Below are 12,006 nucleotides of genomic sequence, written 5' to 3'. Positions count from 1 at the left end.
TTTGGCGCATCGCCCGCAAAGGCAAATGCCGCATTGCACAATGAACGTAGTCACACCATGTGCGTTTACGCTATGAACGCGCCCAAGTGGCGCACCATCGCCGCAAGGAGATCCGCTCGTGCTTTACAATGCCTATGAGCTTCAACGCGCGCTGCTGAGCGGGGCATCGGCGTGGGCCTCTATCAGTTCCGAGGTCCTGTCCAATCCCGCGCTGCCGGCCGGTTACTTCGGGTTTGGCCCGGTACTGGCTTCCGCGCTGGAAGTGTTCGCACATGCAGCAGCGCCGCGTGGCAAGCCGCCTTTCGGCATCACCTCGACTGAGGTGGACGGCAAGACCTACGGTGTCACCGAATCGATCGTACTGCAGCGCCCCTTCGGCGATCTGCTGCGTTTTGAGCGTGACGATCTGCCGGCTGACGCGCCCAACCTGTTGATCGTGGCGCCGATGAGCGGCCACTACGCTACCCTTTTGCGCGGCACCGTCGCCCGGATGGTGGAATCGGCCCGCGTCTACATCACGGACTGGGCCGATGCGAAACTGGTGCCGGCCGAGGCGGGACGTTTCGACCTGGACGATTACATCGACTACGTGATCGGCTTCATCGAACACATTGGCCCCAATACGCACATGCTGGCGGTGTGCCAGCCTTCAGTGCCGTCGTTGGCGGCCGCCGCGATCATGAATGCGGACGAGCATCCATCTCGCCCTGCATCGCTGACGATGATGGGCGGCCCGATCGACACGCGCGAAGCACCCACCAGCGTTAACGACCTGGCGATGCAACAGCCTCTCGCCTGGTTCCGCACCAATGTAATCGCCACCGTGCCCTCCACTTATCCGGGTGCGGGACGCCGCGTCTATCCGGGCTTTCTGCAACTCGCCGGCTTCATGTCGATGAACCTTGGCAACCACATGATGAGCCACTGGGCGATGTTCCAGCATCTCGTGCGCGGCGACGAAGACAGCGCGGACGCGACCAAGGCTTTCTATGACGAGTACCGTTCCGTCTGTGACATGACGGCGGACTTCTATCTCCAGACGATCGAGCACGTCTTCCAGAAGCACTCGCTGCCCAAGGGCGAGTTTTATCATCGCGGGTCGTTGATCGATCTGGGCGCGATCAAGGACACCGCGATCCTGGCGATCGAGGGCGAAAACGATGACATTTCCGGCTTGGGCCAGACCCGCGCCGCGCTGCATCTCGCCACCAATCTGTCGGACGATAAGAAGAAGTACTTCATGGCCCCCGACGTAGGCCACTACGGTATCTTCAACGGCAGCAAATGGCGCAACAACATCGCTCCGGTGCTGGAAAGCTGGATGGCCCAGCATCGTACCATCGGCGAGCCGGCGGGCGCCTGAAGCCGCCGTCGATCGGCTGGCCATGCTGCCCTTCACGGGTAGGTATCGCCGGCCGGTCTGGCGCGGTTAAGCGAAATCCGCTAGAATTGCGGCATGGATCAAGTGCTGGGTCGACGTAGGCTTTTGAAGGGTTCGATAATGGTCGGTGCGGGGCTGCTGGCTCCGGGCCTGATCTCTCGTGCCTCTGCCCAGGACTTGCGCAGTCTGGGCCTTCCTGTGCCTGGCGGGCATGGCGTGATGCCGGGTGATCCGGCGACGATGCCGGAAATCGCCCCGGTCAGCCCTGCCTTCACGCCGCCGCCCTCCCCGGTCGGCACGCCAGAATACAATAGACGTGTCCTGGCCGCCGCCCAGCGGCAGGTCGAGCGGGTGCGCACCAAGCTGTGGCGCACCGATCTCGTGGGCATCGCCGATTTCTCCCGACCATCGTGGGAGCCTCGCCTGCACTTCGCCAACCTGGAAAATGGTACGGTTCGCTCTTTTCTGGTGGCGCACGGCAAAGGCTCGGACCCGGCGCATCAAGGCTGGCTGCAGTCCTTCTCCAGCCAGTACGGCTCGCTCGCTACCTCGCGCGGAGCCTATCTCACGTGCGAGTGGTACACCGGCAAGTACGGCACATCGATTCGGCTGGTCGGCCTCGATCCCGATAACACCACCGCTCTGGAACGCATGATCGTGATGCATTCCGCATGGTACGTCGATCCCGGCATGATCACGAAGTGGGGCAAGATCGGCCGGAGCGATGGCTGCTTCGCCATGGCCCCGGCGGACTTCAACGAAGCGCTGTGGCATCTCTCCGGCGGACGGCTGTTATTCGCTGACAGGATCGTTTGACCCCGCGCACACGTAGCGCTGGCCAAACTCCCATCCTATATGCGGGCGCAATGTTATCGCCCCCTGACGCCGCACCAGATAATCCACTGCTCGCAGGGGCGGACTGGCCGACTTTCGGCTGGAGTGACGATATCCGCCCGGCTCTCGCCAAGGCCGTCGCCGATGGCCAGGCTGCTGCCCTGGCAACGCTCTACAAGGTGGAAGGCAGCGCCCCGCGCGGGCCCGGTGCGCAAATGCTGTTCGTAGGCAACGTGGCGACGGGATATTTCTCGGGCGACTGCATCGAAGGCGACGTGGCCGGCCATGCCCGTCAAGTGCTGGCAGATGGCGTTCCCCAGCGCCTGCACTACGGCATGGGCAGTCCGTGGATCGATATCCGCCTGCGCTGCGGCGGCGCGCTGCATGTGCTGGTGGAAAGGTTGCTGCCTGACAGCCCGGCCGTTCACGCGCTGCTGAACGAGGGCGCGGGACGGCGGCCGTGCATCTGGCGAACAGACGGGGTTCGGCAGGAGCTAGGCGACGGCGATCTGCCCCTCCTCTCGTTGCAAGAAGAGCCCTTTGCGCTGGCGCGGCGCTACGACCCCGCCCGGCGTCTGGTCGTAACCGGGGGAGATCCGGGCGCGCTGGCCCTGGCCCGGCTGGCGATGGATGCGCGGTTCGAAACGGTCCTGATCCGGCCCCATGGGCCACACACCCCGCCGCCCTTTCCCGTATCCCGCTATATGCGTGAACCGATAGAGCAGGCACTGGACGTCACCGGCCTGGACCGTTGGACGGCTTACGTCGGCGCCACCCACGAGGATGAGCACGATCTGGCCGGATGCCTGTCCGCACTGCGCGGCGATACGGCTTACGTTGCGATGATAGGTGCGAAATCGCGCGCGCCCGCTCGGCTCGCCGCGCTACAAGCGGCGGGCGCATCGGAGGCGGAGTTGGCCCGATTGCATCTCTCGCCCGGCGTCAGCGGTCTGGGCAAGGCGCCATGGGAAGTGGCGACCGGCATCCTGGCGGAGGTGATGCAGGCGCTTAACCCGGCCCGGGAGCGGGCGTGACTTATGCCGCGGTGGTACTGGCGGCAGGCTCAGCCCGGCGCTTTGGCAGCGACAAACTCTCCGCGCCATTTCGCGGCGAACCGCTGGTATATCATGCGATCCGCGCCGCCCGCGCCGCGCCGGTGGAACGGGTGATCGTGGTGGCCCATCCCACGCTCGCTATCGGCGCTTGGCCCGGATCGCCTGTAGTGTCCGTTGAACAGATCGCCAGTCCCGCGCTTTCGGCGTCGCTGCAAGCAGGAATTCGCGCGGCGGGTGATGTCGAGGGCGTCTTCGTGTTCCTGGGAGACATGCCGCTGGTGCCACATGACGCCGCGGCTGCACTGGCGGCGCGGCTTGGCGATGCTTATGCAGCCCTCCCTCGCCAAGGCGGCAAGCCGGGCCATCCCGTCCTCCTCTCTCGCCGCGCGCTGGGTGACATCCCTGCCCTCTCAGGCGACGCCGGGGCAGGAAAACTGCTCAAGGCGCGTGACGACGTGGTGTTCTGGGACTGCGACAGCCCCTTCATCCATGCCGATGTCGATTGCCCAGGGGATCTGGCCGGCCTTCCAGCGCGATAACGGGAATCACGCCCGGCCGGTGGTGTTCGCCAGAAAAGAAGGATCGATGCCGTCGGCGCGCCAGGTGCTGGTCCAACGGGCATCGGTCGGTGTGTCGAACAAGATCTCGCGATGGCCACCCGCTGCGTACCAGCCGTGCTGGCGCATCTCGCCTTCCAACTGCCCCGCGCCCCATCCGGCATAGCCCAGCGCGATCAGCCAGTGCCTGGGTCCACGCCCCTCGGCGATGGCCCGCAGCACATCGAGCGAGGCCGACAAGGCGCACAAGGGCTCAACCGCGATCGTGTCCTGCCCACCCCAATCCGTGGAGTGCAGCACGAAGCCTCGGCCAGGCTCCACCGGTCCACCATGATGGACTTCGCGATCCGGCGCATCGCCGGGATCGATGCCCACTTCCTCCAGCAAGCCGCGAAACCGCACGCCATCGCGGATATGGCCGATGCCAATGCCCAACGCGCCATGCTCGTCATGCACGCACATGACGTTTACCGATCGCTCGAAGCGCGGATCATACATGCCGGGCATCGCCAGGAGGATACGTCCGGAAAGATACTGCCCTTCGGTCACTGCACGGGATTTAGACCGTTCGGCGGGCGTGGCAAGCCATGGCCGCTCAGCCTCCCATGGGCATCATGTTGGTGTTGAGGTGATACATGATCCAGATCGACCCGCCGATCGTCAGCACCGCGATCACGGCGGTGAACAGGAACGCCAAGAGGCTCCACCCGCCCTCCGCCCGTGTATCCAGATGGAGGAAGCACACGACGTGAACGACGATCTGCACCAGCGCCATCGCGAAAATCAGCACGACGGTGGTGGTGCGATCCAGCACCCCGTCCATCACCAGCCAGAACGGCAGGATAGTCAGCACGATCGCCAGCAGGGTGCCGATGCGATAGCCCCGGCGACCAGTATGGGCGTGCTCCGGGTCTTGCGCGGCGTTCATCGCAGAACTCCCAGCAGATAGACGAAGGTGAAAACCCCGATCCAAATGATGTCCAGAAAATGCCAGAACATGGACAGGCACATCACCCGGCGCTTCATCGGTTCGATCAAGCCATGTTGCATCGTCTGGACAAGCAGCACCACCATCCAGATCAGCCCAAAGAATACATGCGCCCCGTGCGTGCCGACCAGCGCGAAGAACGCCGAAAGGAAAGCGCTACGCTGCGGACCTGCCCCCTCGTTGATCAGGTGATGGAACTCATAAAGCTCGACGCCCAGGAACGCCGCACCCAATAGGCCGGTCGCCACCAGCCAGGCGCGCATGGGACCGACGCGGCCCGCCTCCATATGCGGCATCGCCTCGCCAAAGGTGATCGAGGACGCCAGCAGCAGCGCGGTGTTGATCGCCACCAGCTTGAGATCGAATATCTCGCTAGGGACGGGGCCTCCGGCATAGCTGGTGCTGACCACGCCATACATGGCGAACAGCGACGCGAAGATGAGCGCGTCGCTCATCAGGTAGATCCAGAAACCCAGCGCGGTCGGGCCGCTGTGCCCCGCGCCGTGATCCTCGTCCTCGCTGACGTGCCAGACGATCGGGGTCTCGTCGGAAGTCGCCCCGCTCATGTCAGGGCTCCCTGTTCATGCCAGTGCGCTTCGGTCCTGGCCACTTCATCGGGCGGAATGACATAATCGCGATCGAGGAAGAAGGTATGGCCGATCGCAACGGCCAGCAGCCCGACGAAGGCCAGCGCGGCCAGCCACCAGATATACCAGATCATGCCAAAGCCCATCACCAGCGCCAGGCCGGAGATCAGCACGCCCGATGCCGTGTTACCCGGCATATGGATCGGCCGATAGCCGTCCGCCGGGCGTTCGTATCCCCGCCGCTTCATGTCGTACCACGCGTCCAGTTCATGGATCACTGGCGTGAAGGCGAAGTTGTAGTGCGGCGGCGGTGAACTGGTGGACCATTCCAGCGTGCGGCCTTCCCATGGATCGCCCGTGGTATCGGCCAATCGCCGGCGGTGCTTCACGCCCATGACGATGCTCATGATGAAGCCGAAGATGCCGATGGCGATGATCACAACCCCCACCATCGCGACGATGAAGTAGGGCTGTAGGCTGACGTCATCGAAGTGATTGACCCGGCGGGTGGTGCCCATCAGGCCCACCACGTACATCGGCGTCCAGGCGATCCAGTAGCCGATCACCCAGCCCCAGAAACCCACCTTGCCCCAGAACGGATCGAGGATGAAGCCGAAGGCCTTGGGGAACCAATATACGATGCCGGCGAACAGCCCGAACAGGACACCGCCGATGATCACGTTGTGGAAGTGGGCGACAAGGAACAGCGAATTGTGCAGCACGAAATCGGCCGGTGGGATTGCCAGCAGCACGCCGGTCATCCCGCCCACGGTGAAGGTCAGCATGAATGCCACCACCCACATCATCGGCAGGTCGAAGCGGATATCGCCCCGGTACATGGTGAAAAGCCAGTTGAATATCTTCGCACCCGTGGGGATGGCGATCACCATCGTGGCGATGCCGAAAAAGCTGTTTACCGTCGGCCCCGAACCCATTGTGAAGAAGTGATGCAGCCACACCAGATACGCCAGGATGGTGATCACCACTGTGGCATAGACCATCGAGGAATAGCCGAAGAGCCGCTTGCCGGTGAACGTTGAAGTGATCTCTGAAAAGATGCCGAACGCGGGCAGCACCAGCACGTAGACCTCGGGGTGGCCCCAGATCCACACCATGTTCCAGTACATCATCGGCGCGCCGCCAAGATCGTTGGTGAAGAAGTTGGTGCCGACGTAACGGTCCAGCATCAGCAGGAAGAACGCCGCGGTCAGCGCCGGGAAGATCGCCACCGCCAACACGTTGGAGCACAGCGCCGTCCAGCAGAAGATCGGCATCTTCATCATCGTCATGCCCGGAGCGCGCATCTTGACGATGGTCGTCACCATGTTGATCGCGGAGAGCGTGGTGCCGACCCCGGCGATCTGCAGCGCCCACAAGTAGTAATCGACGCCGGTATCGGGGCTGTAATCCAGCTCTGACAGCGGCGCATAGCCCAGCCATCCGGTGCGGGCGAACTCGCCTACGAACAGCGATGTCATCACCAGCACCGCACCGGCCGCCGTCAGCCAGAAGCTGAGGTTGTTGAGGAAGGGAAACGCCACGTCGCGCGCGCCGATCTGCAGCGGCATCACGAAGTTGATGATACCCACCACCAGTGGGATCGCCACGAAGAAGATCATGATCGTACCGTGCGCGGTGAAAATCTGGTCGTAGTGGTGGGGCGGCAGATACCCCTCGTTCGGCCCGAACGCGATCGCCTGCTGTATGCGCATCATGATCGCATCGGAAAAGCCGCGCAGCAGCATCACGATGCCCAGGATGACGTACATGATGCCGACCTTCTTGTGGTCGACGCTGGTGAACCATTCCTTCCAGAGATAACCCCAAAGGCGATAGCGGGTCAGCAGGAACACGGTGACCAGGCCGCCCAGCGCGACGACGCCGAACACCGGAAGGACGATGGGATCGTGCAACGGCAAGGCATCCCACGTGAGCCGTCCGAAGATGGTCTGCATCAGGCGATTGTCGCTCATGGGTTCGCCTGCGCTTTAGGGGTCTGCGGCTTACCGGGCTTTTCGGCATCCCGGCCTCGCGCATTGTAATCGGGGCCGACCGGCATTCCCACTTTAGGGCTCGAGCCTTTATCGCCAGCGTCTTTTTCCAGCGCGGCTTCCGGCTTGTCTCCCGGAGCCGGCATCGATCCGTGGCCCGGCATCGTGCCGCTCCCCAACCCACCGGCATCGGGGCTGCCCCCGCCGTGACGCATATCGTGGTTCATGGTCTGGTTCATGCAAGGCCGACCGGCCTCCACGCAGCGATTGACTATGCGATCGAACAGGGTGGGCGAAACGCTGGAAAAGCGAATGAACGGAACCTTCTCGCTCGGCTTTTCGAGCGCCAGGTAGCGTGAGGCCTCCAAGGGAAGGCCGCCGCCTTGTTTCACTTCCCGGGCCCAGCGGTCGAAGTCGGCCAGTCGCAGTCCCGTCAGGCGAAAGCGCATCGTGGAATGGCCTTCGCCGGTGTAATTCCCGGAGTAGCCCCAGGTCTGGCCCGGCTTGTTCAGCACCGCGTTCAGCTTGGAATCCATGCCGGGCATCGCATAGATCATGCCCGCCAGCGTGGGCGCATAGAACGTGGCGAATTGGTCGGTGGAGGTGATGGAGAAGCGCACCGGAACGTCCACCGGCAGCGCCAGATCGTTGACGGTGGCAATGCCCTGCTCCGGATAGATGAACAGCCATTTCCACTCCAGCGCCACGACCTGCACCTCCAGCGGCTTCGTGCCCTTCGCCAAGGGCCGCCCCGGTCCCAGCCTTTCGAGCGGGCGGAACGGATCCAGCAAATGCGTGTGCGTCCAGGTAACAGCGGAAAGGGCGATGATGATCAGCAGCGGACAGGCCCAGATCACCAGTTCCAGCGTCGTGGAATGGTCGAACTCTGGATCGTAATTCTTATTCGGATTGCCGCGTCGGTATCGCCAGGCGAACACCACGGTCAGCACTAGGACCGGCACGATGATCAGCAGCATCACCGCCGTGGCGAACAGGATCAGGTTGCGTTGTTGCAAGGCGATATCGCCGGCGGGTTTGAGCACCACCATATCGCAGCCACTCAAAAACAGGGCGCCGACAAGCACCAGAAAGGCTCGGCTCCGAAGAGCGGCGATGTGATCGCTTTCGCGCATGAACCCCTGCCGCGGACCGATCAGATCATCGCCGGTCCGACTTGGAAACCATCGTGCAGGCAATTCGTTGCAACGCTGGTGTCTTCCCCTCAGACTTCATCGGGCTGGGATGAGACGCGGGAGGCGTTTGCGGGATGACGAGTACCATGGCCGACACGCCCAGATCCTCCTCACTGGAACGCGATGCCCATCGCCTCAACACGCGAAATCGTGTCGATGGCCACAAGATCAGGCCCAGCGACATCGCGGTGGGCGTGATCATCGGCCGCTCCAGCGAATTCTTCGATTTCTTCGTCTATGCCATCGCCTCGGTGCTGGTCTTCCCGTCGCTGCTGTTTCCCTACGTGGACCGGTTGACCGGGACGTTATATGCATTCGCGATCTTTGCATTGGCCTTCATTGCCAGGCCGATCGGCGCGATGGTCTTCCTGTGGATCGACGAACGCCACGGGCGCGGCGTGAAGCTGACGATCGCGATATTCCTGCTCGGGCTGTCCACCGCCGCCATGGCATTCGTGCCAAGCTTCGAGCAGGCGGGCCAGACGGCAGCGTGGTTGCTCGCCTTGTTCCGGCTTGGCCAGGGCTTCGCACAAGGCGGCACCTGGGATGGCCTGCCCGCGCTTCTCAACCTGAATGCGCCGGAAACGCACCGGGGGTGGTATGCGATGGTTCCGCAGCTGGGTGCGCCGGTCGGCCTGATCGTGGCAGCAGGGGTGTTCGCCTACCTGTTGATCACGCTGGAAGAGGCCGATTTTCTTAGCTGGGGTTGGCGATATCCCTTCTTCGTCGCCTTCGTGATAAACGTGGTGGCTCTCTTCGCGCGGCTCCGGCTTATCTCCACGCCTGAGTTCCGCAAGCTCTACGAAAGCCGCGAGCTTCAGCCCTCGCCGATCCGCGACTTGTTCGGGGATGAGTGGCGCACCATCGTGCTGGGCGCCTTCGCGCCACTAGCCAGCTTCGCGCTGTTCCACCTAGTCACCGTCTTCCCGCTCTCATGGGTGACGCTGACCGGGCAGGACAGCCCGATCCGCTTCCTGATGATCGAGATCGTCGGCGGTCTGGTGGGCCTTGGGGCGGTGATCCTGTCAGGCCTGATCGCCGACCGGATCGGACGACGCCGCCTGCTCGGCTGGTCGGCGATAGGCATCGCCATCTTCGCCTGTGCCGGACCGCTGATCCTGGACATCGGCCCGGGGGGAGAATGGGCCTACATGATCGTAGGCTTCATCCTGCTGGGCCTCTCCTTCGGACAGTCCTCCGGTGTGGTGAACGGCAGCTTCTCGGCCAAGCATCGCTATACCGGCGCGGGCACCACGGCGACAGCATCGTGGTTCATCGGCGCGGCCTTTGCCCCGCTCGCCGCGCTGTTCCTCGCCAGCCGCTTCGGCCCCCTGGCGGTTGGCGGCTACCTGCTATCGGGCGCGGCGTGCACCCTGCTCGCGCTCTATCTTAACCGCGAATGGGGCCGGAAAAGCGCCTGATCGTCAGACCGACAATATCACTCCCATTCGATCGTGCCCGGCGGCTTGCTGGTATAGTCGTAGACCACCCGGTTGATGCCTTTGACCTCGTTGATGATACGCGTGGATACGCGGCTGAGGAAGGACGCATCGAACGGGTAGATGTCTGCCGTCATCCCGTCGGTCGAGGTGACGGCGCGCAGCGCGCAGACATTGTCGTAAGTGCGGCCATCGCCCATGACGCCCACGGTCTTGACCGGCAGCAGCACCGCGAAGGCCTGCCAGATCGCGTCGTAGAGCCCGGCATTGCGGATTTCCTCAAGGTAGATCGAATCGGCCTTGCGCAGGATATCGCAGCGTTCCCGCGTGACTTCGCCCGGGATGCGGATCGCCAGACCGGGCCCAGGGAAGGGATGACGACCGACGAAAATCTCCGGCAGCCCCAACTCGCGGCCCAGTTCGCGCACTTCGTCCTTGAACAATTCGCGCAGCGGCTCGACCAGCTTCATGTTCATCCGCTCGGGCAAGCCGCCGACATTGTGGTGGCTCTTGATCGTCACCGAAGGGCCCCCGGTGAAGGAGACGGATTCAATCACGTCAGGATAGAGCGTGCCCTGCGCCAGGAACTCGGCCCCGCCGATCTTCTTCGCTTCATCCTCGAACACATCGATGAAGGTCTTGCCGATGAACTTGCGCTTGGCCTCCGGATCGGTGACGCCTTCCAGACCCTTGAGGAACAGTGTCGAAGCGTCGACGTGAACCAGCGGAATTTTATAGTGCCCGCGGAACAGGCTGACCACCTGCTCGGCCTCACCCTGGCGCAGGATGCCGCCATCCACGAACACGCAGGTCAGTTGCTCGCCGATCGCTTCATGGATCAGCAGAGCAGCCACGGCGGAATCGACGCCGCCGGAAAGACCGCAGATCACCCGGCCTGACCCGACCTGCTGGCGGATTTCCTCGATCTTGGTCTTGCGAAACTCCGCCATGGTCCAGTCACCGGACATGCCGCAGACGTGACGCACGAAGTTCTTCAGCAGCTTGCCGCCGTCGGGCGTGTGGACCACCTCGGGGTGGAACTGCATGGCGTAGATACGGCGCGCGTCGTCCGCGATCACGGCGTAGGGCGCACCGGGGCTGGCCGCGACGGGGCGGAAGCCGGGTGCCAGCGCGGTCACCTTGTCACCATGGCTCATCCACACCTGATGGCGCTCGCCTGTTTGCCAGAGGCCATCGAACAGCGCGCAAGTATCGTCGATCTCAATGAAGGCGCGGCCGAACTCGCCGCTGTCCCCCGCCAGGACCTCGCCACCCAGCTGATGCATCAAGGCCTGCTGGCCATAGCAGATGCCCAACATGGGGCGGCCGCTGTCGAGGATCACCTCAGGAATGCGCGGCCCGTCCTTGTCCAGCACCGACGCCGGCGAGCCCGAGAGGATCACGCCGACCGGATCGAGCCGCGCGAAAGCCTCCTCCGCGGCAGAGAACGGTGCGATCTCGGAATAGACGCCCGCCTCGCGCACGCGGCGCGCGATTAGCTGGGTCACCTGGCTGCCAAAATCGACGATGAGGATGGAATCCGAAGGCTGAATGCTCATGCCTGCCGGTTAGTGCGGCCTTACTCGTGAGTCTAGAGCGAGGGCCAATCCGCGTGCTTCTTAAGACGCGGTAGGGGAAGCACACCGCCGCCGAGGTCAGATGGACCATGCAGTTAGGCGCAACAGCGATCACCATTGAAAATCAGCTCGAGCGCGCCTTCGACAAGACGAGCGGCGCAAATTGGTCAGTCTTGCGTTTCTTGCAAGCAAGATTGTTACTTTCGCAGTTGCGGAAATTACCAACCCGCCTATGTTGCAACTGCGAAGGGAATGACGCCCATAAAGACGGCTCCCGGATCAAACAGGAGGAAAGTGCCATGACCATCGTACATCGTACGGTCGGTTTTGCCGCGGCCTTGGGCGTCAGCGCCCTTGCGTTCGCTCTCACCCTCGCCTGAGGGCTTTGAGCCACGGTAAACCGA

At 63.2% G+C, this 12,006-nt stretch carries 12 protein-coding genes; 6 read left to right on the top strand and 6 right to left on the bottom strand.

The window, feature by feature from the left end; translation table 11 throughout:
• Window positions 1–118: 118 nt before the first annotated feature.
• The 4 genes from GGR39_RS05185 to GGR39_RS05170 all read left to right on the top strand — a co-directional run bounded on the left by GGR39_RS05185 (window position 119) and on the right by GGR39_RS05170 (window position 3,809).
• Window positions 119–1,363, top strand: a complete 1,245-nt coding sequence (locus GGR39_RS05185) for a polyhydroxyalkanoate depolymerase (RefSeq protein ID WP_183616178.1) — start codon at window positions 119–121, stop codon at window positions 1,361–1,363.
• Window positions 1,364–1,456: 93 nt separating this feature from the next.
• Window positions 1,457–2,197, top strand: a complete 741-nt coding sequence (locus GGR39_RS05180) for a murein L,D-transpeptidase catalytic domain-containing protein (protein WP_246388344.1) — start codon at window positions 1,457–1,459, stop codon at window positions 2,195–2,197.
• Window positions 2,198–2,247: 50 nt separating this feature from the next.
• Window positions 2,248–3,249: an XdhC family protein gene (locus GGR39_RS05175; RefSeq protein WP_183616177.1), complete on the top strand. Its 1,002-nt coding sequence runs from the start codon at window positions 2,248–2,250 to the stop codon at window positions 3,247–3,249.
• Complete coding sequence (locus GGR39_RS05170; protein WP_183616176.1) at window positions 3,246–3,809, top strand: NTP transferase domain-containing protein; 564 nt, start codon at window positions 3,246–3,248, stop codon at window positions 3,807–3,809. The genes GGR39_RS05175 and GGR39_RS05170 overlap by 4 nt, the downstream gene beginning before the upstream one ends.
• 6 nt (window positions 3,810–3,815) lie before the next feature.
• Here GGR39_RS05170 and GGR39_RS05165 read toward each other — a convergent pair whose 3' ends face one another.
• The 5 genes from GGR39_RS05165 to cyoA form a co-directional block, all read right to left on the bottom strand.
• Complete coding sequence (locus GGR39_RS05165) at window positions 3,816–4,325, bottom strand: YqgE/AlgH family protein (RefSeq protein WP_183616495.1); 510 nt, start codon at window positions 4,323–4,325, stop codon at window positions 3,816–3,818.
• Window positions 4,326–4,422: 97 nt separating this feature from the next.
• Window positions 4,423–4,755, bottom strand: coding sequence for a cytochrome o ubiquinol oxidase subunit IV (gene cyoD / locus GGR39_RS05160; RefSeq protein ID WP_183616175.1), 333 nt, complete (start codon window positions 4,753–4,755; stop codon window positions 4,423–4,425).
• Entirely contained in the window at window positions 4,752–5,381 is a 630-nt protein-coding gene (gene cyoC, locus GGR39_RS05155) for a cytochrome o ubiquinol oxidase subunit III (protein WP_183616174.1), read from the bottom strand. Before cyoC ends, cyoD begins: the two co-directional genes overlap by 4 nt.
• Window positions 5,378–7,375: a cytochrome o ubiquinol oxidase subunit I gene (gene cyoB, locus GGR39_RS05150; protein WP_183616173.1), complete on the bottom strand. Its 1,998-nt coding sequence runs from the start codon at window positions 7,373–7,375 to the stop codon at window positions 5,378–5,380. The genes cyoC and cyoB overlap by 4 nt, the downstream gene beginning before the upstream one ends.
• Window positions 7,372–8,526, bottom strand: coding sequence for a ubiquinol oxidase subunit II (cyoA, locus tag GGR39_RS05145; protein ID WP_183616172.1), 1,155 nt, complete (start codon window positions 8,524–8,526; stop codon window positions 7,372–7,374). Before cyoA ends, cyoB begins: the two co-directional genes overlap by 4 nt.
• 134 nt (window positions 8,527–8,660) lie before the next feature.
• On the opposite strand from cyoA, the gene GGR39_RS05140 reads away from it, so the two are divergent.
• Window positions 8,661–10,007, top strand: a complete 1,347-nt coding sequence (locus tag GGR39_RS05140; RefSeq protein WP_246388342.1) for an MFS transporter — start codon at window positions 8,661–8,663, stop codon at window positions 10,005–10,007.
• Window positions 10,008–10,024: 17 nt separating this feature from the next.
• Here the strand turns inward: GGR39_RS05140 and guaA are convergent, their stop codons facing one another.
• Window positions 10,025–11,584 carry a glutamine-hydrolyzing GMP synthase gene (guaA, locus tag GGR39_RS05135; protein WP_183616171.1) on the bottom strand — a complete coding sequence of 520 codons (1,560 nt, stop codon included), beginning with the start codon at window positions 11,582–11,584 and terminating at the stop codon, window positions 10,025–10,027.
• 107 nt (window positions 11,585–11,691) lie between these two features.
• Between guaA and GGR39_RS05130 the strand changes: the two genes are divergently transcribed.
• Window positions 11,692–11,982: a hypothetical protein gene (locus GGR39_RS05130; protein ID WP_183616170.1), complete on the top strand. Its 291-nt coding sequence runs from the start codon at window positions 11,692–11,694 to the stop codon at window positions 11,980–11,982.
• The last annotated feature ends 24 nt before the right edge of the window (window positions 11,983–12,006 follow it).

It is taken from the genome of Novosphingobium fluoreni, assembly GCF_014196615.1.
Lineage (GTDB): Bacteria > Pseudomonadota > Alphaproteobacteria > Sphingomonadales > Sphingomonadaceae > Novosphingobium > Novosphingobium fluoreni.
This window is presented reverse-complemented; position numbering and strand designations above follow the sequence as displayed.